Source organism: Micromonospora cathayae, from assembly GCF_028993575.1.
Lineage (GTDB): Bacteria > Actinomycetota > Actinomycetes > Mycobacteriales > Micromonosporaceae > Micromonospora > Micromonospora cathayae.
Genome location: NZ_CP118615.1, coordinates 5,226,218 through 5,251,863, shown reverse-complemented (window position 1 = coordinate 5,251,863; position 25,646 = coordinate 5,226,218). Strand labels below are relative to the sequence as shown.

Genomic DNA, 25,646 nt, shown 5'->3' with positions numbered 1-25,646 from the left:
GACGGTGCCCGGGGCTTGTCGGGGGGGGCGATGATGGCGGGATGAGTGTCGAGCTTCTGGTGTTCAGCCGGACCGCCGGCTACCGTCACGACTCGATCCCGGCCGGCGTCCGGGCGCTGCGGGAGTTGGCGGTCGACCACGGCGTCGAGGTCACCGCCACCGAGGACGAGGCGGTCTTCACGCCCGACCGGCTGGCCGGCGTCGCGGCGGTGGTCTTCCTCAACACCTCCGGTGAGGTCCTCGACGCCGGTCAGCGCCGCGCGTTCGAGGGCTACCTCCGGGCGGGCGGCGGGTTCGTCGGGGTGCACGCGGCGGCCGACACCGGCTACGACTGGCCGTTCTACGGGCGGCTGGTCGGCGCGTACTTCAGCGACCACCCGCCGCAGGTGCAGCGGGCGACCCTGGTGGTGACGGACCGCGACCATCCGGCGACCGCGCACCTCGGCCCGACCTGGGTCCGCGAGGACGAGTGGTACAACTTCCGCAGCACCGTCCCGGGTGCCGCGCGCGTCCTGGTCAGCCTGGACGTGTCGTCGTACCAGGGCTCGACGATGGGCGCGGGCCATCCGCACGCGTGGTGTGCCGAGGTGGCCGGTGGACGGTCGTTCTACACGGCCGGCGGCCACACCGTCGCCGCGTACGACGAACCCGACTTCCGGGCGCACCTGTGGGGCGGGGTGACCTGGGCGGCCGGCCGGGCCGGCGGGGCGGGCTGACCCCGGCCCCCGTCCCGGGCGGTGGCTCAGGCCCGGATCAGGGTGACCAGGCCGGCGGCGACCAGCACGCCGGCCCAGAGCCGGTCCACGTTGAACCAGGCCCGGCGCAGCACCCCGACGCCCACCACCTCGTACACCAGCACCGCCACGACCAGCGCGGTACCGAACATGGCGACGGTGTGCACCCCGGCCGCCGCCAGCCCGGGGAGCGCGCCGACCGGGGCGGCGGCCAGGTGGCCGGCGTGTGGACCGGTCGGCGCGGGCGCGGTGACCAGCACCGGCAGCAGCATCAGACCCGCGCCGTGCGCCGAGGACATCAGGAACGACCAGCCGGCGAGCTGCGCGGAGGAGAGCCGCATCCCGGCCCACCGGAAGTGCCGTCGGGACAGCAGCCGCCACAGTCCGAAACCGACCAGCACCACACCGCCGGCCACCGCCAGCGCGGTGCTGGCGGTGACCGACCGGGTGACGGTGACGGCGGTGGCCACCACGGCCACCGAGGCGAGGTGCCCGGCGGCGATCGGCGGCAGCGCCCGCAGCAGCGCCCACCGGTCGCGTTCCTGGAGGCCCCGGGCGACCGCGAGGAGCCAGCCCATCGCCGGGTTCAGGCCGTGGAACGCGCCGAGCGCGGCCAGCGTCAGCCAGGTCGTCGCGGTCACGGGAAGCAGTACGAGTCGGAGGACGCGTCGCCGCCCTGCAACCGGGTCTGGTGCACCCGCAGCCCCCGGAACTCGTCGCCGTGCGGGAAGAACCGCGGGTCCGGGGTGAGGCCGCCGGCCTGCGGGTCGACGTCCAGCTTGGCGAGCCAGGCACCGACCCCGTCCGGGTAGAACTGGTCGTCCCAGGAGCCGTAGAGGGAGTTGCTGACGTAGACCCGTCGGCCGTCCCGGCTGACCTCGACCATCTGCGGGCCGCCGGCCAGTGGCTGGTCGGGGGCGGCCGGGTGGGTGGCGCGCCGGACGATGCCGCCGAGCCGGACCGAGCCGGTCAGCACCGGGTGGAACGGGTCGCTGACGTCGTACTGACGCAGCTCGCCGGTGCCCCAGCAGGAGACGTAGAGGAACCGGTCGTCCACCGACAGGTCGATGTCGGTGACCAGGGGCGGTACCGCGCCGAACGGCGTGAGCAGGTCGGGCAGGTCCGCCGGGTCGGCCGGCTCGGCGGGGATGTCGATGACGCGGGTGACCGCCCAGGGGGCGTCCGGACCGTCGCCGTCGCGGTGCCAGAGCCAGACCGAGGCGGACAGGTCCTCGACGCTGATCACCACGCCGACGAAGCCGTACGTCTTCGTGGGGTCGTGGGCGGGGCGCAGTTCGAGGGGCATCTGGTACTGGTCGCCGAGGTCGACCCGCTGCACGTGGCGACGTTTCGCCAGGTCCCAGAAGTGGATGGCGTGCCCGTACTTGCGGCCGAGGAGCAGCTCGCCGACGATGCCGTCCTCGATCATGGACGGGGTGCCCCACTCGCTGGTGACCAGCACGTCGTGGTTGAGGTGCCACCACACGTCGTAGGCGAGGAACTGTGGGCCCCGGTCGCTCTCCCAGGCGCCGCGTACGTCGAAGGTGGTGTGGTCGAGCACGGCGATGCCGCCGGGCCCCTCCCGGCCGTCGGCGCCGCCGAGGGCGGACAGGTAGATGCCGTCCGGTCCGCAGTGCACGGTGTGCGGCCGCGAGTAGCCCGCCTTCTCGGCGAGTTCCTCCGGGCCGATGACCTTGACCAGTTTCGGTTGGCGGGGGTCGGGCTGGGTGTCCAGCACGTGGATCCGGGACGACCGCAGGCCGGGAACGATCAGGTAGCGCCGCTCGACGTGCGGGTGCGGGGCGGTGGGGCAGAGCGCGCTGCTGCACGCGTTCCAGCCGAAGTGGTGCAGTTCGTCGCCGAGGTACGGCAGGTCGGTCCAGCCGACGACCCGGCCGTAGTCGGGGGAGTCCGGGTCGGTGTCGAGGACCGCGATGGCGTCGGGGCGGGTGGCGGTGCGGTCGAAGGCGGCCACGTAGGCGAGCTTCTCCGGCGGGGCGGTGGTGGCCTGGGTGGGGGAGGGGTAGAAGGTGGGGTCGGGGGTCCAGCGGGTCATCGGGTCTCCGCCTTTGCTCGGGGGACGGGGGCGACCGGGGCAACTCTAGTAATCAGATAGGTTTTGTGGGTAGGGCTTCCCGCCGGGCGGAACTGCAAGGAGTGTTGACAAAAAGTCAACATATCGACATGCTCCGATAGAGAGCGCTCTCTCTGCCGCCTGGTCGGCCCGGGTCGACGGGGTCCACCGGCCGTGCCGCGACCCGGACGTTCCTGCGGCGGAAGACCACCACCCGCCGGCCGTGCGTCGCCCCCCGGACCACGCCCGCACGCGAAGGAGACCCGCCGTGCCCCGATTCCGACGTTCCCCCCGAGCGCGCAGCCTCGCGCTCCTCCTGGCCGCGGTGGTGGGGTTCACCGCGGCCCCCGTGATCCCGTCCGACGCCACCCCCGCCCAGGCGGCGATCGGCGGCATCACCTGGCAGGACGAGTTCAACGCGCCCGCCGGCACACCCATCGACCAGGGTAAGTGGCGGTTCGACATCGGTGGCGGCGGGTGGGGCAACAACGAGTTGCAGTACTACACCAACAGCACCAGCAACGCCGTGCACGACGGTCAGGGCAACCTGGTCATCACCGCCCGCCGGGAGAACCCGAACAACTACCAGTGCCACTACGGCCGGTGCGAGTACACCTCGGCCCGGCTGCTCACCGCGGCCACCTTCACCCAGGCGTACGGGCGGTTCGAGGCCCGTATCAAGATCCCCCGGGGGCAGGGCATCTGGCCGGCGTTCTGGATGCTCGGCAACGACATGGGCAGCGTCGGCTGGCCGAACGCCGGCGAGATCGACATCATGGAGAACATCGGCCGGGAGCCGAACACCGTGCACGGCACCATCCACGGGCCGGGCTACTCCGGCGGGGGCGGCATCACCGGCAGCCGGACCATCGGCGCGCCGCTGGCCGACACCTTCCACACCTACCGGGTGGACTGGGAGCCCAACTCGATCATCTGGTACCTGGACGGCGTGGAGTACCACCGGGTCGACCCGAGCCGGCTCGGCGGCAACCGCTGGGTCTTCGACCACCCGTTCTTCATGATCCTCAACGTGGCGGTCGGCGGTAACTGGCCCGGCTACCCGGACGGCTCGACCCAGTTCCCGCAGCAGATGCTGGTGGACTACGTCAGGGTCAACGGCTACACCTCCGGCGGCACCCCGCCGCCGGGCGGTACCACCCGCATCCGGGGCCAGCAGAGCGGTCGCTGCGTCGACATCCCGTCGGCCAACCCGGTGGACGGGGCCAAGCTGCAGATCTGGGACTGCAACGACACGGCCGCCCAGCAGTGGACCTTCGCCTCCGACGGCACGGTCCGGGCGATGGGCAAGTGCATGGACCCGGCGTGGGCCGGCACCGCGAACGGCACCGAGGTCAACCTGGTCACCTGTAACGGCAACCCGGCGCAGCGGTTCACCCTCAACGCCGCCGGTGACCTGGTGAACCTCAGCGCCAACCGGTGCGTGGACGTGCGGGACAACGTCACCGCCAACGGCGGCAAGCTCCAGTTGTGGGACTGCGCGGGTACCGCCAACCAGAGGTGGTCGCGGTACTGACGCCCCGAAGCTGGAGGTGGGCCGCCGCCCACCTCCAGCTTCCCTATCGCTCCCTATCGTGAGCTATGCTGGGGAGCGATGAGTGATGAAATGTACTCGCCCGAGCAGGTGGCCGACCTACTCGGGCTGCATGTCCGCACCGTGCGCGGCTACATCCGCGGCGGTCGGCTCCGGGCGGTGCGGATCGGCAAGCAGTACCGCATCACCCGGGCCGACCTCGACGTGTTCACCGGCCGACCGCAGGCCGGGCCGGCCCCGCCCACCGCTCGCGCGGTGGTGGAGGTGTCCAGCATCGTGCAGATCGACGGCGTCGACCGCGTGGCGGCCGACCGGTTGGGCACCCTCGTGCTGGCCGCCGCGCAGACCGGCCAGGCCCCGGACCAGCCGCTGCGGATCCAGACCGTCCACGACGGGGAACGACACCGGCTGAAGATCGTGATCCTCGGCGGAGCGGCTGCCACGGCCGAGCTGCTGCAGCTGCTCGACGCCGTGCTCGACGGCGACAACGGCCTGCTGGCCGGGGAGGAGGTCGGGCGTGCCTGACGTCGTACAGGACCGGGCCGGGGTGTCGGTGCTGGTCTGTGACCCGGCCGGGCCGCCGGTGGCCACCACGCAGGACGCCCTGGACCTGATCGGCGCGACCTTTCTCGGCGCGACGGTGGTGGCCGTGCCGGCGGAGCGCCTCGACCCGTCCTTCTTCTCCCTGGGCACCCGGTTCGCCGGTGAGGTGATGCAGAAGTTCGTCAACTACCGGGTCCGGCTGGTCGTGTTCGGGGACATCTCCCGGCACCTCACCACCAGCGCGGCCCTGCGGGCGCTGGTGGCCGAGTCCAACCGGGCCGACCACGTCTGGTTCCTGCCGGACCTGGCCTCGCTCGACGCCCGCCTGCGCGGCGACCCCTGAAACGAGCCCGACCCGCCCCGGCGTGTGGCCGGGGCGGGTCGGGCCACCAGGTCCGCCCGGCCCGCCGGAGAGGCGGCGGGCCGGGCGGGGCGGGTCGGTGGTCAGCTCGTGGGGAAGGTGTCCGGGGTGCGGATCCGGTTGCGCATGAAGGTGCCGGACTCGGTGAGTACCGAGGTGCCGGCGTAGGTGTTGCCGTTGCAGGTGCCCGGCCGGAACGCCGCGCTGCCCTCGGCCTTGTCGGAGTACGTCCAGTTCGCGTAGCTGATCTTCAGCCGGTCCAGCAGGTCCAGCCAGGTGGCGCTGCTGGCCAGGTCGGCCCCGCCGTCACCGGTGTAGTCGACGGTGCCGAACTCGGTGACGAACATGGGCAGCCGGGCGGCGGCCCGCTCCAACTCGGCCCGGTAGTTGTCCTTGTGCGAGGCGGCGTAGAAGTGGAACGCGTACATCACGTTGCCCGCGTTCACCGGGTTGTTGATCACCTCGGTCGCGTTGCCGCCCTCCGAGACGCCCAGCGAGGACCAGGCCCGGGTGCCGACGATGACGACCGCGTCCGGGTCGTTGGCCCGGATCACCGGGATGACCTGCTCGGCGTAGTTCTTGATGGTCGACCAGCTCACGCCGTTCGGCTCGTTGGCGATCTCGTAGATCACGTTGTTCTTGGCGGCGTGCCGGGCGGACACGGCCGCGAAGAAGGTCTTCGCCCGCTCCAGGTTGAACGTGGGGTCACCCGGCGTCAGGGTGTGGAAGTCGATCAGCGCGTACATGCCGCGCTCGGTGGCCTCCTCCACGAGGGTGTTGACCCGGTTGGTGAACCCGGTCGGGTCGGTCTCGTAGCCGTCCTCCTGCACGTACATGGCGATCCGGAACAGGTCGGCGTTCCAGTCCCTGGCCAGCGCGTCCAGGGACGCGTCGTTGTAGCAGTGCGGGAACCACTGGATGCCGTGGGTGCTCATCCCGCGCAACTGGATCGGCTTGCCGTACTGGTTGCAGAGGTTCGCCCCGCAGACCCGGAGTTGGCCGTTGATCGCCACGGGGGTGGTCCCGGTCGGTGGCGGGGTGGTGGGCGGGGGCGTCGTGGGTGGGGGCGTGGCCGGCGGGGGCGGGGTGGTCGGCGGGGGAGTGCTGGGCGTGGTCGACCCGGTGCACACCGTGCCGTTCAGGGTGAACGCCGTCGGGTTCGGGTTGCCGCCGGTGAAGGTGCCGTTGAAGCCGATGCTGGTGCTGGCGCCGGTGGCGAGCGTGCCGTTCCAGCTCACGTTCTGCGCGGTCACGGCGCTGCCGTTCTGCTGGTAGCTGGCCGACCAACCCTGTCCGACCCGTTGCCCGGCATCCGGGAAACTGAAGCCGAGGGTCCAGCCGTTGACCGCGTCCCCCAGGTTCTTGATCGTGATGGCGGCGGTGAACCCGCCGGTCCAACTGCTGGTCGTGTAGGTGACCTGGCAGCCGGTGGCGGCCATGGCGTCGGCGGCCGGCAGGGCCACCGACGCGCCGAGGGCCAGCGCGCCGATCGCGCCGGCCGCGGCCACCTGCCGCCGGTACCGACGTGGGATGTTCGTCATCGGGGGCGTCTCATTCCGTACGTGGGGGTGGGGGTGCGGAGAGCGCCGTCCCGGTTCGGGGCTCGCGACACCGCGGACGAGGCGCGGCGGGTGCCCGTCCCCGTCACGCCGACCCGGACCACTCTCCCCGCGACCACCGCGGCCGATCTCCGGGAGCGCTCCCACAGAGCCTAAGCGGACGTGTGACACGGGTGCAACCGGTGCCGGTGGCGAATCACCGGCGTCGGTGCGGGGGCTCAGGTCAGCTCACGGGTGCTGTGCCGGACCACCAGCGGCGTGGCCAGTTCCAGCCGGTGACTGCCGAGTTCCTCGCCGTTGACCAGGCTCAGCAGCATCCGGGTGGCCATCCCCGCCATCTCGGTCAGCGGCTGACGCACCGTGGTCAGCGGGGGCACCGCCCACCGGGCGGCGTCCAGGTCGTCGAAACCGACCACGCTCAGGTCGTCGGGCACCCGCAGTCCCCGCTCGTAGAGCGCCTCGTAGGCGCCCCAGGCCATCTCGTCGGCGCAGGCGAAGATGGCGGTCGGCGGCTGGCTCAGGTCGAGCAGGGCGTTGGTCTCGCGGTACCCGGACGGCGCGGTGAAGTCGCCGGTACGCAGGTAGCCGGTCGGGATCCGGTGCCCGGCGGCGTGCATGGCGGCCCGGTAGCCGTCGACCCGGGCCCGACTGCACGGCATGGTGGGTGGTCCACCGATCACCGCCACCCGGTGGTGACCGAGACCGATCAGGTGCTCGGCGGCGGTGAGGCCACCGGCCCAGTTGGTCGCGCCCACCGACGGGATGTCGGCGGGCGGCTGGCCGACCGGGTCGATGATGACCACCGGGATGCCCAGTTCGTCGAGCTGGCTGCGCTGGCTGCTCGAGATGTCCGACAGGACCAGCAGCACCCCGTCGCAGCGCCGGGCGGCGAGCTGCTCGGTCCAGCGGCGGTCCGGGCGGGTGCGGTGCCGGCCGTGGACCGCGGAGACGATCACCCCGAACCCGGCCCGGTAGGCCAGGTCCTCCACCCCGTCGATGATCTGCATGGCCCACGGGTTGCCCAGGTCCCGCAGCACCACCTCGATCAGGCCGGCCCGGGGGGTGGGGCGGGCGGTACGCCGGGTGGTGTACCCCCGCTCGTCGAGCAGGGTCTGCACCTTCTGCCGGGTGCCCGGCGCGACGTCGGGCCGTCCGTTGAGGACCTTCGAGACGGTGGGGATCGACACGCCCGCGGCTCGCGCGATCTCCGCCAGCGTCGCCCGATGCTGTTCCACGCCGTCTCCTTACCCGTCGCCCACTCCGTCCGGCAGCGTATCCCGAAACTTTCGATGGCTGTGGGAGGGGTGGCGGCGGGTCCCGGACCCCGGTGGTGGCGCGCCGATCCGGGGATCGGTGGTGGCGGGCGACGTCGTGCGCGGGCCCGGCGTCCTGCGGCTCGGGTCGGCTTCCGCCTGCATGTGAGCGCACACAGAGATGGGGGTTCGCGGCGGCCCGGCCGGGGCTGGATGACGTCTGCCGCTCGGATCGCTGGCGAGGACAGGGATGTGTGGGCTGGGCCCGATCCCAAATTGATGCCGGAGAGTGTCTTGACGAGGCACCATGTGAGCGCTAACACTGTTGCCGGAACGTGAGCGGAGGATGTCATGGACGTTTCGGCTGGTGCGGCCGACAGCTACGTGGTCGGGGTCGACTACGGAACCCTGTCGGGTCGGGCGCTGGTGGTGCGGGTCGACGACGGTGCCGAGTTGGGCACGGCGGTACACGAGTATCGCCACGCCGTGATGGACACGGTACTCGCTGTCGATGGCCGCGCGCTACCGGCGGACTGGGCCCTGCAGGACCCGGAGGACTACCGTGACGTGCTGCGGCACGCCGTCCCCGCCGCGCTGGCCGCCAGCGGCGTCGATCCCGCCCGGGTGATCGGCATCGGCATCGACTTCACCGCCTGCACCGTGCTGCCCACCCTGGCCGACGGCACCCCGCTGTGCGAGCTGCCCGAGCTGCGGACCCGTCCGCACGCCTGGGTGAAGCTGTGGAAGCACCACGCCGCCCAGCGGCAGGCCGACCGGATCAACGCCCTGGCCCACGAGCGCGGCGAGCCCTGGATCGGCCGGTACGGCGGCAAGATCTCCGCCGAGTGGCAGTACGCCAAGGGGCTGCAACTGCTGGAGGAGGACCCGGAGGTCTACCACCGGGCCGACCGGTGGATCGAGGCCGCCGACTGGATCGTCTGGCAGCTCTGCGGCGTCGAGACCCGCAACGTCTGCACCGCCGGCTACAAGGGCATCCACCAGGACGGCCGGTACCCGTCCCGGGAGTACCTGGCCGCGCTGCACCCCGACTTCGCCGACTTCGTGACCAAGCTGGACGGCCCGCTGGCCCCGCTGGGCAGCCGCGCCGGTGGCCTGACCGCGCAGGCCGCCGCCTGGACCGGGCTGCCCGAGGGGATCGCCGTGGCGGTCGGCAACGTCGACGCGCACGTCACCGCCGCCGCCGCGCAGGCCCTGGAACCGGGCCGGCTGGTCGCCATCATGGGCACCTCCACCTGCCACGTGGTCAACGGCGCCGAAGTGGCCGAGGTGGCCGGCATGTGCGGCGTGGTCGACGGCGGCATCAGCGCCGGCTCCTGGGGCTACGAGGCCGGCCAGAGCGGCGTCGGCGACATCTTCGGCTGGTACGTCCAGCACGCCGCGCCGGCCGGGTACGCCTCGCACGAGGCGCTGACCGCCGCCGCCGCCGCGCAACCGGTCGGCGCGCACGGGCTGGTCGCCCTGGACTGGTGGAACGGCAACCGGTCCCTGCTGGTCAACCACGATCTCAGCGGCGTGCTCGTCGGGCTCACCCTGGCCACCCGGCCGCCGGACGTCTACCGCGCGCTGCTGGAGTCCACCGCGTACGGCACCCGCATGATCATCGAGGCGTTCGCCGAGGCGGGGGTGCCGGTCGACGAGCTGATCGTCGCCGGTGGGCTCACCGGCAACACCCTGCTGATGCAGATCTACGCCGACGTCACGCAGCGCCCGCTGGGCATCATCGGCTCGACCCAGGGGCCGGCGCTGGGCTCGGCGATCCACGCGGCGGTGGCCGCCGGGGCGTACCCGGACGTGCCGGCCGCCTCGACCGTGATGGGCCGGGTCGACCGGGACGTGTACCGGCCGGACCCGGAACGGGCCCGCGCCTACGACGCGCTGTACGCCGAGTACCGGCGACTGCACGACCACTTCGGTCGGGGCGGCGACGATCTGCTGCTGCGGCTGCGCGCCATCCGCAACGCCGCCCGCCGGGCGGCCGACCCGAACCCGGCCGAGCAGGCCGCAGTCCCCCTGGAGGTGGTGGCGTGAGCACCGACCCGGACGCCGAGGTGACCCGGCTGCGTGAGCAGGTCGCGGCGCTGCACGGTGAACTGGTCCGGTACGGCCTGGTGGCCTGGACGGCCGGCAACGTCTCGGCCCGGGTGCCCGGCCGCGACCTGATGGTCATCAAGCCCAGCGGCGTGTCCTACGACGACCTGCGGCCGGACAACATGATCGTCTGCGACCTGAACGGTGTGGTGGTGGAGGGCGACCTCTCCCCGTCCAGCGACACCGCCGCGCACGCCTACGTCTACCGGGCGATGCCCGAGGTCGGTGGCGTGGTGCACACCCACAGCGGCTACGCCACCGCCTGGGCGGCCCGGGGCGAGGCGATTCCCTGCCACCTCACCGCCCAGGCCGACGAGTTCGGCGGCGAGATCCCGGTCGGCCCGTTCGCCCTGATCGGCGGCGACGACATCGGCAAGGGGATCGTCGCCACCCTGTCCGGGCACCGCTCCCCGGCGGTGCTGATGCGCAACCACGGCGTGTTCACCATCGGCCGGGACGCCCGGGCGGCGGTCAAGGCCGCGGTGATGTGCGAGGACGTGGCCCGCACCGCGCACCTGACCCGGGCGCTGGGCGAGCCGGTGCCGATGGCCCGCGAGGACATCGACGCGCTCTACGACCGTTACCAGAACGTCTACGGCCAACCCGGCGCCGGCACCGGCAGCCCCTGACCCCGGCGCGGCCCCACCCGCCGGTCCGTCCGCGACGGCCGGCCGTCCCACCGCACCCGAACGCGGGTCCGGCAGCGGGTTGAACCGCCGCTGCCGGCCCCGGTAGTCCCCCCACCACAAATCCCTGAAGGAGTCATCCCATGTTGACGACCCGCAACCTGATCACCCGGCGCGGGTTCGGCGCCGTGCTGGCCGCCGGCCTGCTGGCCACCTCACTGACCGCCTGCGGCAACAGCGACACCGGCGGCGGCGGCAGCGGTGACGGCGGCAACGACAAGATCGTCCTCGGCTTCTCGCAGGTCGGCGCGGAGAGCGGCTGGCGTACCGCGAACACCAACTCCATCAAGGAGTCGGCCGCCGCCGCCGGCATCGACCTGAAGTTCGACGACGCCCAGCAGAAGCAGGAAAACCAGATCAAGGCGATCCGCAACTTCATCCAGCAGAAGGTCGACGTGATCGCCTTCTCGCCGGTGGTGGAGTCCGGCTGGGACACCGTCCTCAAGGAGGCCAAGGACGCCGACATCCCGGTGATCCTCACCGACCGCAGCGTCGACTCGGCCGACAAGAGCCTCTACAAGACCTTCATCGGCTCGGACTTCGTCAAGGAGGGCCGGCTCTCCGGTGAGTGGCTGGTCGAGCAGACCAAGTCGGCCACCGGCCCGGTGAACATCGTCGAGTTGCAGGGCACCACCGGCTCGGCCCCGGCCAACGACCGCAAGAAGGGCTTCACCGAGGCGATCGCGGCCAACCCCAACCTGAAGATCGTCGCGTCGCAGAGCGGTGACTTCACCCGGGCCGGCGGCAAGCAGGTCATGGAGCAGTTCCTCAAGGCCAACCCGAAGATCGACGTGCTGTTCGCGCACAACGACGACATGGGCCTGGGCGCGCTGGAGGCGATCACCGCGGCCGGCAAGCAGCCGGGCAAGGACATCACCATCATCACCATCGACGCGGTGAAGGACGGCATGCAGGCCCTCGCCGACGGCAAGTTCAACTTCATCGCCGAGTGCAGCCCGCTGCTGGGCGACCAGCTCATGGAGCTGGTCAAGAAGGTGCACGCCGGCGAGGAGGTGCCGGCCCGGGTGGAGACCGAGGAGACCACCTTCACCCAGGAGCAGGCCAAGGCCGCGCTGCCCACCCGGAAGTACTGACCGGCCGGGCAGCGCGTACGACGCGTCGTTCCCGGGGACCCGGAACCCTCACCGGAACGACGGCCGGGCCGGCGGTGTCGCGCACACCGCCGGCCCGGACACCCACCGGCGGCGGGCGGGCCGACGGACCGCGGACCGCCGTGCCGGCACCGGCGGCACCTCACTCGATGTACGTGACGAAAGGTCTGGTGGGATGGCGGAGAGTCATCCGGTCCTGACGATGACCGCGATCAGCAAGTTCTTCCCGGGAGTGCGCGCCCTCGAGGGCGTCGACTTCCGGCTGTTTCCCGGTGAGGTCCACGCCCTGATGGGCGAGAACGGTGCCGGCAAGTCAACTTTGATCAAGGTGCTGACCGGTGTGTACGGCACCGACGGCGGCACCATCACCCTCGGCGGCCGAACGGTCTCCTTCACCGGCCCGATGCAGGCCACCGCGGCCGGGGTGAGCACCGTCTACCAGGAGGTCAACCTCTGCGCCAACCTGTCGGTCGCGGAGAACATCTTCATCGGCCGGGAACCCCGCCGCCTCGGCGCGGTCAACTGGCGCGAGACGCGCCGCCGGGCCCGGACCGCCCTGGGCCGGCTCGACCTGGACATCGACGTGACCCGACCGCTCGGCAGCTACTCCCTGGCCGTGCAGCAGATGGTGGCGATCGCCCGGGCCGTGGACGTCGAGGCCCGGGTGCTGATCCTCGACGAGCCGACGTCCAGCCTGGACGCCGACGAGGTGGCCCACCTGCTGCGCATCATGCGCCAGCTCCGTGACGAGGGCATCGCGATCCTCTTCGTCACCCACTTCCTCGACCAGGTGTACGGCATCGCCGACCGGATCACCGTGCTGCGCAACGGCCGGCTGGTCGGCGAGTACGCCACCGCCGACCTGCCCCAGCTCGCCCTGGTGGAGAAGATGATCGGCAAGGAACTCGACGCCCTGGAACGCCTCGACGAGGCCACCGGCCGGGACCTGGCCGCCGTCGAGCAGGGCACCCCGGTGGTGGCGGCGGACGGGCTGGGCCGCTCCGGTTCGGTCGCGCCGTTCCACCTCACCATCCACCGCGGCGAGGTGGTCGGGCTGGCCGGGCTGCTCGGGTCGGGGCGTACCGAGGTGGCCCGGCTGTTCTTCGGCGCCGACCGGGCCGACCGGGGCCAGCTCACCGTCGACGGCAGGCCGGTCACGATCCGCAACCCGGTGGCCGCGATCGACCGGGACATCGCGTTCTGTTCCGAGAACCGCCGCACCGAGGGCCTGGTCGGGGAGCTGTCGGTCCGGGAGAACATCATCCTCGCCATGCAGGCGGCCCGGGGCTGGCTGCGCCCGGTGCCGCGCCGCCGCCAGGACGAACTGGTCGGCAAGTGGATCGAGGCGCTGAGCATCCGGCCGGCCGACCCGGAGATGCCGGTCCGCAACCTCTCCGGCGGCAACCAGCAGAAGGTGCTGCTGGCCCGCTGGCTGATCACCGAGCCCCGGCTGCTCATCCTGGACGAACCCACCCGCGGCATCGACATCGGCGCGAAGACCGAGATCCAGCGCCTGGTGGCCCAGCTCTCCGACGGCGGCATGGCGGTGCTGTTCATCTCCGCCGAGCTGGAGGAGGTGCTGCGGCTCAGCCACAAGGTGGCGGTGATGCGGGACCGGCAGATGGTCACCCAGCTCGCCAACGACGACGACCTCGACGCCGACCGTGTCATGCGCGCCATCGCCAGTGGCGCCCCACAGGAAGGACCGGTGCCGGCATGAGCACGGTACGGACCCGCCTCACCGGCCACCGGCTGTTCTGGCCGATCGTCGTGCTGCTGGCGCTGCTGGTGGCGAACACCGTCTACCGGCCCAGCTTCCTGTCCGTCGAACTCACCAACGGACACCTGTACGGCAGCCTGATCGACATCGTCCGGCTCAGCGCCCCGCTGATCCTGGTCGCCCTCGGCATGTCCCTGGTGATCGCCACCGGCGGCATCGACCTGTCGGTGGGGTCGGTGGTCGCGGTCAGCGGCGCCGTGGCCTGCCTGTACATCAGCGAGCAGCCCGACCAGAACAGCGTCCCCACGGTGCTCACCGCGCTGGTGCTGGCGTTCGGGGTGGCCCTGCTGCTCGGCGCGTGGAACGGCGTCCTGGTCGCGGTGATCGGCATCCAACCCATCATCGCCACGCTGATCCTCATGGTCGCCGGCCGCGGCCTGGCCCAGCTGATCACCGAGGGCCAGATCATCACCATCAACAGCGGGCCGTACAAGACGATCGGGGTGGGGCACCTGTTCACCCTGCCGTTCGCCATCGTCGTCGCGCTCGCGGTGACCCTGCTGGTGGCGGCGCTGACCCGGCGGACCGCGCTCGGCATGATCATCGAGGCGGTCGGCGGCAACGCCGAGGCCAGCCGGCTGGCCGGCGTCCGGTCCCGGCGGATCACCTTCCTGGTGTACGTGGTCAGCGCGGCCTGCGCGGCCATCGCCGGGTTCATGATGACCGCGAACGTCTCCAGCGCCGACGGCAACTCCGCCGGCCTGTGGGTGGAGCTGGACGCCATCCTGGCCGTGGTCATCGGTGGCACCGCCCTGGCCGGCGGCCGGTTCTACCTCGGCGGCACCATCGTCGGCGCGCTGATCATCCAGACCCTGACCACCTCGGTGTACGCGATGAACATCGACCCGCAGACCGCCCTGCTGTTCAAGGCGGTGGTGGTGATCGCGGTCTGTCTCATCCAGGCCCCGGCGTTCCGGGCGCGGTTCCGCCGCCGGTCGTCCCCACCCGCGGCGCCCCCGTCGGCGTCCGACGTGCAGCAGAAGGAGCAGGTCCCGGCATGACCACGAACCAACTGGCCGTACCCGCCGGCCGGGCGCCCTGGTGGCGGGTGCCGCAGCGGCACGTACCGGTGCTGGCGACCCTGGCCCTGCTGCTGGTCATGTACGGCATCGGCGTCTCGCAGTACCGGGCGTTCTCCGGCCCGCAGGTCGTCTTCAACGTCCTCATCGACAACGGCTTCCTGCTGGTGGTCGCGGTCGGCATGACCTTCGTGATCCTCACCGGCGGGATCGACCTGTCGGTCGGTTCGGTGGTGGCGATGACCGCCATGGTGTCGGCGTCCCTGCTGGGCAACGGCCTGCACCCGGCGCTGGTGCTGGTGATCGCCCTGCTGATCGGCCCGACCCTCGGCTTCGCGATGGGCTGTGTGATCCACTTCTTCGACATCCAGCCGTTCATCGTCACCCTGGCCGGGATGTTCTTCGCCCGGGGCATGTGCACCTGGATCAGCGCGAAGTCCGTCCCGATCACCGACGGGTTCTGGACCGGGGTGGCCCAGGAGCGCATCCGGATCGGCGACAGCTTCGTGACGTACAGCGTGCTGATCGCGCTCGCCGTGGTGCTGGTGGCGGCGTACACGCTGGCGTACACCCGGCTCGGGCGCAACGTGTACGCCATCGGCGGCAACCCGCAGTCGGCGCTGCTGATGGGGCTGCCGGTGGGGCGTACGAAGATCGCCGTCTACACCATCAGCGGCCTCTGCGCGGCGATCGGCGGCATCCTGCTGTCCTTCTACACGCTCTCCGGCGCGCCGTTGATCGCCGTCGGCATGGAACTGGACGTGATCGCCGCGGTCGTCATCGGCGGCACCCTGCTCACCGGCGGCTCCGGGTACGTGTTCGGGACGGTGCTCGGCGTCCTCGTGCTCGGTGTGATCCAGACGCTGATCACGTTCGACGGCAGCCTCAACTCCTGGTGGACCAAGATCGTCATCGGGGGCCTGCTGTTCGCGTTCATCCTGCTCCAACGTCTCGTCGGTATCCGCAAGAAGTGACCCGACCAGCTCATCGGAAGGCATCCCCCATGACCAACCCATCCCCGGCCGCCGAGGTCTGGTTCCTCACCGGCAGCCAGGGCCTGTATGGCCCGGAGACCCTGCGGCAGGTGGCCGAGCAGTCCCGGCAGATCGCCGCGCAGCTCGACGCCGACCCGGCCATCCCCGCCCGGGTGGTCTGGAAGCCGGTGCTCACCTCCAGCACCGAGATCCTGGCGGTCTGCCGCGACGCCGCCGTACAGGGCGCGGTCGGGGTGATCGCCTGGATGCACACCTTCTCCCCGGCCAAGATGTGGATCTCCGGGCTGGACGCGCTGCGTACCCCGCTGCTGCACCTGCACACCCAGGCCAACGTGGCGCTGCCCTGGTCCGAGATCGACATGGACTTCATGAACCTCAACCAGGCCGCGCACGGCGACCGCGAGTTCGGGTACGTGCAGACCCGGCTCGGGGTGGCCCGCAAGACCGTCGCCGGGCACGTCAGCGACCCCCGGGTCGGCGCCCGGATCGGGGCGTGGACCCGGGCCGCGATCGGGCACGCCGCGATGCGCTCGCTGCGGCTGGCCCGCTTCGGCGACAACATGCGCGACGTGGCGGTGACCGAGGGCGACAAGGTCGAGGCCGAGCTGCGCTTCGGGGTGTCGGTCAACACGTACGGCGTCAACGACCTGGTCGCCGCCGTTGACGCGGTGCCCGACGTGCGGATCGACGCCCTGGTCAAGGAGTACGAGGACAGCTTCCGGCTGGTCCCCGCGCTGCGGGCGGACGGCGACCGGCACGACGCGCTGCGCTACGCGGCCCGGATCGAGGCCGGCCTGCGCGACTTCCTCGACGCCGGCGGCTTCCGGGCCTTCACCACCAACTTCGAGGACCTCGGCGGGCTGCGTCAGCTCCCCGGCATCGCGGTACAGCGGCTGATGGCCGACGGGTACGGCTTCGGCGGCGAGGGCGACTGGAAGACGTCGGTGCTGGTGCACACGCTCAAGGCGATGTCGGTCGGCACCGACGGTGGCACCTCCTTCATGGAGGACTACACCTACGACCTCACCCCCGGCCGGGAGGTCGTGCTCGGCGCGCACATGCTGGAGGTCTGCCCGAGCATCGCCGCCGACACCCCGAACGTGGAGATCCACCCGCTGGGCATCGGCGGCCGGGAGGACCCGGTCCGGCTGGTCTTCGACGCCCGGCCCGGCCCGGCGGTGGTGCTCGGCCTGGCCGACATGGGGGAGCGGTTCCGGCTGGTCGCCAACGAGATCGACGTGGTCGCCCCGCCGGAGCCGCTGCCGAAGCTGCCGGTGGCCCGCGCGGTGTGGCGGCCCCGCCCGGACCTGGCCGCCTCGGCCGAAGCCTGGCTGACCGCGGGCGCGCCGCACCACACCGTCCTGTCGCAGGCCGTCGGGGCGGAGGAACTGCACGACCTGGCCGAGATGGTCGGCACCGAACTGGTGGTCATCGACGCGGACACCACGCCCCGCCGGTTCGCCGACGAACTGCGGTGGAACCAGGCCTACTACCGGCTGGCCCGGGGGTTCTGAGCCCGCCGGCGGTACGGGTGGCGACGGTGGATCCGGACCGGCAACCGGATCCACCGTCCCCACCGACCGTTGACCACAGTGGGTCACGATCGTGAGCAGGGGGGTCGAGATGGGACAACAGCCGGCGGCACGGGCCGCGGTGATGAGCGACGTCGCCCGGCTCGCCGGGGTGTCGCACCAGACCGTCTCCCGGGTGCTCAACAACCACCCGAGTGTCCGTGAGGAGACCCGCGAGCGGGTGCTGCGCGCGGTGCACCAGCTCAACTACCGGCCCAACGCGCTGGCCCGGGGGCTCGCCGGCCGCCGCTCCCGGGTCATCGGCGTGGTCAGCTTCGACACCATCCTGTACGGGCCGGCGGCCACCCTGCTCGGCGTCGAACGCGCCGCCCGGGCCGCCGGCTACGGCATCAGCATCGTCACCCTGGAACGCCTCGACCGGGCCGGGATGACGTCGGCCATCGACGCGTTGACCGAGCAGTCGGTGGCCGGCGTGGTGCTGATCGCCCCGATGTTGACCGCCGCGGTGGCCGTACACGGCCTGCCCACCGGGGTGCCGGCGGTGGTGGTGGAGTCCGGCGGGGCGGGCGAGCTGCCCAGCATCTCGGTCGACCAGGTCGCCGGGGCCCGGCTGGCGGTCGAGCACCTGCTCTCGCTCGGACACGAGACGGTGTGGCACATCGCCGGCCCCCGGGACTGGCTGGAGGCCCGGGACCGGATCGACGGCTGGCGGCTGGCCCTGGACGCGGCCGGCCGGGCGGCCCCACCGGTGCTGACCGGGGACTGGAGCCCCCGGGCCGGCTACCAGATCGGGCAGTCGCTGGCCGACCGGCCGGACGTCACCGCCGTGTTCTGCGCCAACGACCACCAGGCGCTCGGCCTGCTGCGCGCGCTGCACCAGCGGGAGGTGCGGGTTCCGCAGGACGTCAGCGTGGTCGGGTTCGACGACATCCCCGAGGCCGAGTACCTCTCACCCCCGTTGACCACCGTCCGGCAGGACTTCGACGAGGTCGGCCGTCGGTGCGTCGCCACCCTGCTGGACCTGTTCGGTGAACCGACCGGTCACCCCACCGATCCGCAGGTGGCGCCGACGCTGGTGGTCCGGGCCAGCAGCGGCGTCCGGCACCGGTAGGCTGCCGGCGGCCGGACCGGCGGGTCGTGGTCCGGCGTGCGGCACGGTCGGCCGGCATCGATCCGGCAGCCGGTCGGCGCGCATCCGGCTCTCGTCGCTTTTCCAGGCGATATCCGGAATTAGACCGTTACATTGGCCTGATGTGGCGCAGTTGGTTGTTGCGGGGTGAGCGGGTACCCGGCGAGAACCCGGGAGCCGGCCACCGGGCGGCGGCGGGTAGCCGGTGAGGCGGGCCATGCTCGGCGCGGCCGTCACCGCGCTCGCCGGGCACGCCGTGCCGGCGGTGTCCGCCGTCGCGCCGCTGCGCCGCCGGCTGTGGCCGGACCTGTCCGGAACCGGCCGCCCCGACCACGTGGCGCTGACCTTCGACGACGGTCCGGACCGCCGGTCCACTCCCCGGATGCTGCGGGCGCTCGCCGAAGCGGACGTCCGGGCGACCTTCTTCCTGCTCGGGGCGATGCTGGACCACGACCACGCGCTGGGGCGGGAGATCGTCGCGGCGGGCCACGAGGTCGCGGTGCACGGCTGGGCACACCGCAACCTGCTCGGCCGGTCCCCGTGGGGCACGTACACCGACATCGCCCGCGCACACGACCTGGTCAGCCGGGTGACCGGAACCGAACCCCGCTGGTACCGACCCCCGTACGGGGTGCTGACCGGAGCGGCGCTGGTCGCCTGCCGACGCCTCGGCCTGCGACCCCGGCTGTGGACGGCGTGGGGGCGGGACTGGACCGCCGAGGCCACCCCGGCATCGGTGTACCGGGAGGTCACCGGCGACCTCACCGGTGGCGGTACCGTCCTGCTGCACGACGCCGACGGCACCGGAGCACCCGGCGCCTGGCAGGCGACCCTGGGCGCGTTGCCGTTGCTCGTCGCCTGGGCCCGTGAACGGGGGCTGACCGTCGGCCCGCTCGGGTCGCACCGGGCCGGGAGCCCTCCGGCCCCACCTCCGGGTCGGCGGTGGCGGCCCCCGGCCCGACCGCGGGCGTTTCCCGACCGGGGCCGCAGCCGGGCCGGGACGGGCTGATGTCCACCGGCCGCCGGATCGTGATCGTGTCCGCGGACATCGGCGCCGGCCACGACGCCGCAGCCCGGGAACTGGGGCGCGGCCTGACCGGGCGGGGATTCGAGGTCGACGAGATCAACTTCCTGGCGGTCCTGCCCGCGCCCCTGCACGCCGCGATCCGGGAAACCTACCGGACGATGCTGAGCCGGGCACCCTGGAGCTACGACGCCCTGTTCACCGTCACCGACCGGTCCCCGCTGTCGGTCGCGGCGATCCGCGCCGCCCTGCGACCCGCCCGCCGCCGCATGCTGGCGCGACTGCCGCCCGACACGGTCGCCGTCGTCACCACGTTCCCGTTCGCCAACCAGGTGCTCGGACCACTCCGGCACACCCTGCGGATCACCGCACCGGTCATCACCTACGTCACCGACTTCGCGGTCCATCCGACCTGGGTGGCACCGGGGGTGGAACTGTACTGCGTGGTGCACGAGGCGGCGTCACGGCAGGCGCGGGCGAACGGCGCGACGTCCGCCCAGGTGGTCCGTCCGTTGGTGTCGGCCCGCTTCACCGACGCCCCGGAGCTGGGCAGACGTCAGGCGCGGCTCCGCTTCGGGCTGCCCCCGGAGGCCCGGCTGGCGCTGATCGTGGCCGGCTCGTGGGGTGTCGGCGCGGTGGCGCGTACCGCCCGGGAGATCACCGCCACCGGGTGCGTCGAACCGGTGGTGGTCTGCGGGCGCAACGAGAAGCTGCGCCGGCGGTTGGGCCGGCTACCCGGACACGTGCTCGGCTGGGTGGACGACATGCCCGCGCTGATGCGGGCGGCCGACGTGATCGTCGAGAACGCCGGCGGACTGACCTGCCAGGAGTCCCTGGTCGCCGGTCTGCCCACCATCACCTACCGACCCATTCCCGGCCACGGACGGGCCAACGCCGCCGTGCTGACCCGCTGCGCCCTCACCCGGTACGTCACCTCCCCCGCGGAACTGCGGCCCGCGCTGACCGCCCTGGTCGACGGGGACGGGGCGGCGCACGTCGCCTTCGAGCCCGGTGTGGAGATGGCCACCGTGATCGCCGACCTGCTCGGCCGGTCGCCGGTCGCCGGGATCCCGGTTCGACCGGCGTACGGGATGACCGCCGCCGAACCGCCGTCGGATCGCGGACGCCGGCACCGCCCCACCCGGTCCGGCGACGGCTGAACCGTGGTCACCGCGCTGCTGCTCGCCGTCGCCGCCGCGTTCTGCTTCGCGCTCTCCGCCGCGCTGCACCAGCGGGCGGCACGCCAGCAACAACCCCGTCGGGCCCTGGACCCGCGTCTGCTGTTGCGGCTGCTGCGCAGCCGGCTCTGGCTCTCCGGCTGGCTGCCGGACTCGGCCGGCGCGGTGCTGCAGGCGACGGCCCTGCGCTTCGGGCCGCTGGCGCTCGTCCAGCCGGTGCTGGCCAGCGGACTGTTCATGGCGGTGCTCGTCGAGGCGGTGTGGGACCGGCGACGGGTCCGCCCCCGCGACCTGACCGCCGTCACCGTCGGCACCGTCGGACTGGCCGTGTTCCTGGTCGTCGCGGACATCCGCGCGGGGGTCAGCGACCCGGCCCCGAGCCGGTGGTGGGGGGCCGGCGTGCTGGCCGGCGGCGTGGTGGCGTCCTGCGTCGCCGTCTCGCACCGGCTCACCGGGGCGGCCCGGGGCGCCGTCCTCGGCGTCGCCAGCGGGGTCGCCTACAGCGTCACCGCCGCCCTGGTGAAGACGGTGGTGGGCCGGTACCACGGCGACCTGGTCACCGTGCTGGTCGACTGGCGGTTCCTGGCCCTGCTGCTGACCGGGCTCGTCGGACTGCTGCTCAACCAGAACGCCTTCCAGAGCGGCCGGCTCGCCGCGCCGCTGACCGCGCTCACCCTGACCGACCCGGTCGCCAGCGTGTGGATCGGGGTGACCGTGTTCGGGGAGACACTGGCGCTGACCGGGCCCCGGCTGGTCGGTCTCGGGCTCGCGGTGGCGGCGATCACGGCCGGCATCTTTCTGGCCGGCCGGTCGTCCGAGGTGTCCCGGCCCGCCCCGCACCGGGTGGAACCGTCGTGACCGGCCCGGACGGGTCACCGGTGTCGCGGCGGCGGGTCCTGCTGCGTCGGGGTGGCCTGGTGGCGTTCGGCGTGGGACTGGGCGTCGCCGGTTTCGCCGAGGCGGCCGACGTCACCGACCGGAAACTGCCGCTGCGCGGCGGCGCGGCCGGTGCCGCCCGGCCGGGGCGCCCCGACCTGCTCGGCTCCGGTCGGCTCGAACTGACCTGGTTCGTCCCCACCGAACGCCGGCTGGTGGCGTTGACGTTCGACGACGGACCCGCGCCGCAGTGGACCCCCATGGTGCTCGACACCCTGCACCGGTACGGCGTGCCGGCGACGTTCTTCATGGTCGGCGAGCGGGCCCGACGGCACGCCGGGCTGGTCCGGGGGCGGATGGACCGGCACGAGATCGGCAGCCACACCTGGGCCCACCGGGACCTCGGCCGGGCCGACATCGAGGAGGCGCACGACGACCTGACCCGTACCCACCGGGCGCTGGCCGAGACGACCGGGCAGGAACCCCGGCTGTTGCGCCCCCCGTACGGGCACCTGGGCGGGGCGGCCCTGGCCGCCGCCGTCGGCCTGCGCTACCAGGTGGTGCTCTGGTCGCAGCAGATGCGCGAGTCGGACTTCCCGGGCGACCCGGCCGGGCACGCCCGCGCCGTCGTCGGGGCCGTCCGGCCGGGCACCATCCTGCTCGCCCACGACGTCGGCGCCGACCGGCGGCTGGTCGCCCTGCGCGGGCTGCCGGCCCTGATCGAGCAGCTGCGGACCCGGGGGTACGAGTTCGTGACGGTGTCGCAGCTCCTGGCGGAGCGGCGCTGACCCCCCGTCGACGCCGTCGCGCTCCTCGGCGCGCTCCCGGCCGGCGTACCCGGGCTGGTTCGGTACCGGCCGGTTCGGCCCGGCTGGCTCAGTCCAGCCGGCGCCCCCGGCTGGTTCAGTCCCGGCTGCGGGCGCGCAGCGCCGCGCGCCGTCGGACCACCCAGCCGACCACCGCCACCACGGCCACCGCCAACAGCACCTCGCCGCCGATCCGCAGCCGCTGTTCGAGGTACCGGTACGAGGCCGCCCCGAGGTAGCCGGTCACCGCCACCGTCGCGGCCCACAGCAGCGCGCCCGTCACGTTGGCGACCGTGAACGTCGAACGGCGCATCCCGCTGATCCCCGCCACGGTGGGCACCAGGGCCCGCAGGACGGCCACCCACCGGCCCACCAGCACCGCCCCCGCACCCCGGCGGGCGATCAGGGCCCGGGCCCGGTCCAGCTCACCGGAACGGCGTAGCCGGCGTGGGGCACGGGCCAACAACGCCGGACCGTAGTGCCGACCGATGCGGTAACCGACCTGGTCACCGACGGCCGCGCCGAGGGTCGCTGCCGCGATCACCGCCCACAGCGGCAGCCCGCCCGCGTGCGCCACCACCCCGCCGACGAGCACGGTCAGTTCGCCGGGCACCACCAGGCCCAGCAGCGTCGAGGACTCCAGGGCGGGCAGCACGACGACCAGCACCAGCACCAGCACGGGCGGCAGACCGGCCAGCACCGTCAGCACCCGATCCACGGTCCCATTCTTCCCGACCCGCCGGCCGCCCCCACCGGATCGCCGATCTGCGCCCCCGCCACGACCGGCGCGCCGTACCGTCGGTCCAGAGCCGGCAGCCGAGACCGGCACCCGCCGCACCGCCCATCCGAGGACCCGCGATGGCCCGGACCCGCCGACCGTCACCGGCGCTCGTGTTCAGCGTGACCACCGCCGTCCTGCTGCTGCTGGTGCTCGGTCACCAGGTCCGCCACCGGCCGGTCGGCCGCTGGGAACAGGACCTGTTCGCCCTGCTCAACCACCTGCCCCCGGGTGCCACGCCGGCCCTGGTGGTGGTGATGCAGCTGGGCTCGTACCCGGCGGTCGTCGGGGCGGCGTCGGTCGCCCTCGTCATGCGACGTGTCGCCCTGGCCCGGGACCTGCTGCTCGCCGGCACCCTGGCGTACGGCCTGGCCGTCGTCAACAAGATCGCCGTCGCCCGGGCGCGGCCCGGCGCGCTGCTGGCCGACGTACGTCTGCACGAGACGGTCACCGGGGCGTTCGGATACCCGTCCGGGCACGTCGCGGTGGTCACCGCACTGGCGCTCGTGGTCGCCCGGGTGGTGCCCCGGCACATGCGCGGGTACCTGTGGCTGGTGGTCGCGGTGGTCGCGCTGGCCCGGGTGCACGTCGGCGCGCACCTGCCCGTCGACGCGGTCGGCGGGTTCCTGGTCGGCTGGCTGGCCGTCGGCCTGACCCGGCTCGTCGTCGGTGAGGTCGGGCCGGAACAGGCCGTCGCCCGGATCCGGCGCACGCTGCGCCGGCGCGGCATCCACGTCGCCCGGCTCACACCGATCGCCGGGGACGCCCGCGGTTCCCGCCCCTACCGGGCCACCACCACCGACGGGCGACGCCTGTTCGTCAAGGTCACCGGGGGCGAGCAGCGCGACGCGGACCGACTGTACAAGCTGTACCGCCGGGTCCGGTACCGGCACGTCCAGGACGAACCGCCGTACGTCACGGTGAAGCAGAAGAACGAACACGAGGCGTACCTGTCGCTGCTCGCCGAACGGGCCGGGGTGCGGACCCCCGGGCTGGTGATCACCGCCACCGAACCCGACGGTACCGCGCTGCTGGTCCAGGGGTTCGTCGACGGCCGGCCCCTGGACGACCCCCGCCCGCTGCCGCCGGGGGCGGTCACCGACGTGTGCCGGCAGGTGGCCCGCCTGCACCGGGCCGGCATCGCCCACCGGGACCTGCGCGGGGCCAACATCCTCCGGGACGGGGACACCGCCCACCTCGTCGACCTGGGTTTCGGCACCGACGACGCGACCGCCGACCAGCGGGCCCGGGACGTCGTCGAGCTGCTGGTGACGCTCGCCGGGCGGGCGGACGCCCCGGAGGTGGTCGCCGCCGCCGTCGACCAGTTCGGCCCGGAGCCGGTCGCGGACTGCCTGCCGTACCTGCAACCGCCGTCGCTGTCCCGGGCCGGACGTCGGATCCTCGACGACCGTCCGGGGCTGCTCGACCAGCTCCGGGACGAGATCCTCCGCCGCTGCCCACACCGCAGCGACCGCCTGGCCCGGGTCGTCCGGATCACCCCGCGGGGCGTCTTCCTGCTGGTCATGCTCGGTCTGCTGGTCCACTTCCTGCTGCCCCAGCTCGGTCAGGTCCGGACCGCGCTGCGGCTGATGCTGCACGCCGGTCCGCTGGCGGTGTCCGGGGCGCTGCTGGCCTCGGCGGCCACCTACCTGTTGGGCGCGCTCGCGCTGCGTCTGGCCGCCGTCGACCGGGTGCCGTTGGGGCGGACCGTCCTGCTCCAGGTCGCCGCGTCCTTCGCCAACCGGCTCGCCCCGGGCAGTGTCGGCGGGGCCGCGCTCAGCCTCCGGTACCTGCATCAGCAGGGCCTGTCGACGGCCGAGGCGGCGACGGCGGTCGCGGTGTCCCGGCTGGCCGGCGTCGGCTCGGTGCTGGTGTTGCTGCCGGTGCTGCTGCCGTTCGCCCGGCGGCCGAGCCGGGAGCTGGTCCACCTCGCCGCCACCCGCGGTCTGGTCGTCCTGCTGGCCGTGCTGGCCGTGTTGCTGGTGGCCGCCGCCGTGCTCGCGCTGCCCCGGCTACGGGCCCGGGGCCGCGCCGCCACCCGGCAGGCGGTCGACGCGCTGCGGGCCCTGGTCCACCACGGGCGGCTGGTCCGGCTGCTCGCCGTCTGCCTGGCGCTCACCCTCGCCTACGGCGCGAGCCTGTACCTCGCCCTGCTGGCCGTCGGTCTGCCCGACCCGCTGGCGTTCCTGCCGGCCGTGCTGCTGGTCTGCATCGTCGGGGAGGGGGTGGCGTCGGCCGCGCCGACACCGGGCGGGCTGGGGGCCACCGAGGCGGCCCTGGTCTCCGGCCTGCTGCTGTCCGGGGTGCCGGTCGAGACGGCGGTCGCCGGGGTGCTGGTCTACCGGCTGGCGACCTTCTGGCTGCCGGCGGTGCCCGGCTACCTCGCCCTGCGGGTGCTCGTCCACCGGCGTCTGGTGTAGACCGGCGACGGTCCGGTCCGGGTGTTCCCCGCGCCCCCAACCGGCCGGCGGGCGGTCGGCGCTGACCTGTGTCAGCATGGGTTTTCCATCGTGGACCTGTGCCGCGTCACCGATCTGTGCCGGGAG

22 protein-coding genes are annotated in these 25,646 nt (G+C 73.0%); 17 read left to right on the top strand and 5 right to left on the bottom strand.

The window, feature by feature from the left end; translation table 11 throughout:
• The first annotated feature begins 41 nt into the window (after positions 1–41).
• Positions 42–716: a ThuA domain-containing protein gene (locus tag PVK37_RS23535; protein WP_275029910.1), complete on the top strand. Its 675-nt coding sequence runs from the start codon at positions 42–44 to the stop codon at positions 714–716.
• 26 nt (positions 717–742) lie between these two features.
• Here the strand turns inward: PVK37_RS23535 and PVK37_RS23530 are convergent, their stop codons facing one another.
• Positions 743–1,375, bottom strand: coding sequence for a hypothetical protein (locus PVK37_RS23530; protein WP_275029909.1), 633 nt, complete (start codon positions 1,373–1,375; stop codon positions 743–745).
• The gene (locus tag PVK37_RS23525; RefSeq protein ID WP_275029908.1) at positions 1,372–2,790 is read right to left on the bottom strand and encodes a selenium-binding family protein; all 1,419 of its coding nucleotides are present in this window, start codon (positions 2,788–2,790) and stop codon (positions 1,372–1,374) included. The genes PVK37_RS23530 and PVK37_RS23525 overlap by 4 nt, the downstream gene beginning before the upstream one ends.
• Positions 2,791–3,076: 286 nt before the next feature.
• On the opposite strand from PVK37_RS23525, the gene PVK37_RS23520 reads away from it, so the two are divergent.
• From PVK37_RS23520 to PVK37_RS23510, 3 genes are all read left to right on the top strand, one after another.
• Complete coding sequence (locus PVK37_RS23520; RefSeq protein WP_275029906.1) at positions 3,077–4,342, top strand: family 16 glycosylhydrolase; 1,266 nt, start codon at positions 3,077–3,079, stop codon at positions 4,340–4,342.
• 78 nt (positions 4,343–4,420) lie between these two features.
• Positions 4,421–4,885: a helix-turn-helix domain-containing protein gene (locus PVK37_RS23515; protein ID WP_275029905.1), complete on the top strand. Its 465-nt coding sequence runs from the start codon at positions 4,421–4,423 to the stop codon at positions 4,883–4,885.
• Positions 4,878–5,246, top strand: a complete 369-nt coding sequence (locus PVK37_RS23510) for a DUF4180 domain-containing protein (RefSeq protein ID WP_275029904.1) — start codon at positions 4,878–4,880, stop codon at positions 5,244–5,246. Before PVK37_RS23515 ends, PVK37_RS23510 begins: the two co-directional genes overlap by 8 nt.
• Before the next feature lie 101 nt (positions 5,247–5,347).
• On the opposite strand, the gene PVK37_RS23505 is transcribed toward PVK37_RS23510, so the two are convergent.
• The gene (locus tag PVK37_RS23505) at positions 5,348–6,805 is read right to left on the bottom strand and encodes a cellulase family glycosylhydrolase (protein WP_275029902.1); all 1,458 of its coding nucleotides are present in this window, start codon (positions 6,803–6,805) and stop codon (positions 5,348–5,350) included.
• Between the two features lie 236 nt (positions 6,806–7,041).
• Positions 7,042–8,058 (bottom strand): LacI family DNA-binding transcriptional regulator, encoded by a 1,017-nt coding sequence (locus PVK37_RS23500; RefSeq protein ID WP_275029901.1) that lies wholly within the window; start codon positions 8,056–8,058, stop codon positions 7,042–7,044.
• Positions 8,059–8,427: 369 nt separating this feature from the next.
• Here PVK37_RS23500 and araB point away from each other — a divergent pair, with 369 nt between their 5' ends.
• The 12 genes from araB (at position 8,428) to PVK37_RS23440 (ending at position 22,304) form a co-directional block, all read left to right on the top strand.
• A complete protein-coding gene (gene araB, locus PVK37_RS23495; RefSeq protein ID WP_275029900.1) occupies positions 8,428–10,125 on the top strand; it encodes a ribulokinase in 1,698 nt (565 codons plus the stop codon).
• Positions 10,122–10,814 (top strand): L-ribulose-5-phosphate 4-epimerase, encoded by a 693-nt coding sequence (locus tag PVK37_RS23490; RefSeq protein WP_275029899.1) that lies wholly within the window; start codon positions 10,122–10,124, stop codon positions 10,812–10,814. The genes araB and PVK37_RS23490 overlap by 4 nt, the downstream gene beginning before the upstream one ends.
• Before the next feature lie 140 nt (positions 10,815–10,954).
• Complete coding sequence (locus tag PVK37_RS23485; protein ID WP_275029897.1) at positions 10,955–11,965, top strand: ABC transporter substrate-binding protein; 1,011 nt, start codon at positions 10,955–10,957, stop codon at positions 11,963–11,965.
• Between the two features lie 193 nt (positions 11,966–12,158).
• A complete protein-coding gene (locus PVK37_RS23480; protein ID WP_275029895.1) occupies positions 12,159–13,703 on the top strand; it encodes a sugar ABC transporter ATP-binding protein in 1,545 nt (514 codons plus the stop codon).
• Positions 13,700–14,764 carry an ABC transporter permease gene (locus PVK37_RS23475; protein ID WP_275029893.1) on the top strand — a complete coding sequence of 355 codons (1,065 nt, stop codon included), beginning with the start codon at positions 13,700–13,702 and terminating at the stop codon, positions 14,762–14,764. Before PVK37_RS23480 ends, PVK37_RS23475 begins: the two co-directional genes overlap by 4 nt.
• Positions 14,761–15,756 carry a galactofuranose ABC transporter, permease protein YjfF gene (gene yjfF, locus PVK37_RS23470; protein WP_275029890.1) on the top strand — a complete coding sequence of 332 codons (996 nt, stop codon included), beginning with the start codon at positions 14,761–14,763 and terminating at the stop codon, positions 15,754–15,756. Before PVK37_RS23475 ends, yjfF begins: the two co-directional genes overlap by 4 nt.
• A gap of 29 nt (positions 15,757–15,785) precedes the next feature.
• Complete coding sequence (gene araA / locus PVK37_RS23465) at positions 15,786–17,291, top strand: L-arabinose isomerase (protein WP_275029889.1); 1,506 nt, start codon at positions 15,786–15,788, stop codon at positions 17,289–17,291.
• A 109-nt stretch (positions 17,292–17,400) separates the two neighbouring features.
• Positions 17,401–18,420: a LacI family DNA-binding transcriptional regulator gene (locus PVK37_RS23460; RefSeq protein ID WP_275029888.1), complete on the top strand. Its 1,020-nt coding sequence runs from the start codon at positions 17,401–17,403 to the stop codon at positions 18,418–18,420.
• Between the two features lie 235 nt (positions 18,421–18,655).
• Entirely contained in the window at positions 18,656–19,447 is a 792-nt protein-coding gene (locus tag PVK37_RS23455) for a polysaccharide deacetylase family protein (RefSeq protein ID WP_275035218.1), read from the top strand.
• Positions 19,447–20,622, top strand: a complete 1,176-nt coding sequence (locus tag PVK37_RS23450; protein WP_275029887.1) for an MGDG synthase family glycosyltransferase — start codon at positions 19,447–19,449, stop codon at positions 20,620–20,622. Before PVK37_RS23455 ends, PVK37_RS23450 begins: the two co-directional genes overlap by 1 nt.
• Positions 20,623–20,625: 3 nt before the next feature.
• Complete coding sequence (locus PVK37_RS23445) at positions 20,626–21,498, top strand: DMT family transporter (protein ID WP_275029885.1); 873 nt, start codon at positions 20,626–20,628, stop codon at positions 21,496–21,498.
• A complete protein-coding gene (locus tag PVK37_RS23440) occupies positions 21,495–22,304 on the top strand; it encodes a polysaccharide deacetylase family protein (RefSeq protein ID WP_275029884.1) in 810 nt (269 codons plus the stop codon). Before PVK37_RS23445 ends, PVK37_RS23440 begins: the two co-directional genes overlap by 4 nt.
• 115 nt (positions 22,305–22,419) lie before the next feature.
• On the opposite strand, the gene PVK37_RS23435 is transcribed toward PVK37_RS23440, so the two are convergent.
• Positions 22,420–23,040, bottom strand: coding sequence for a DedA family protein (locus PVK37_RS23435; protein WP_275029883.1), 621 nt, complete (start codon positions 23,038–23,040; stop codon positions 22,420–22,422).
• Between the two features lie 140 nt (positions 23,041–23,180).
• On the opposite strand from PVK37_RS23435, the gene PVK37_RS23430 reads away from it, so the two are divergent.
• Complete coding sequence (locus PVK37_RS23430) at positions 23,181–25,520, top strand: flippase-like domain-containing protein (protein ID WP_275029882.1); 2,340 nt, start codon at positions 23,181–23,183, stop codon at positions 25,518–25,520.
• Positions 25,521–25,646 lie beyond the last annotated feature (126 nt).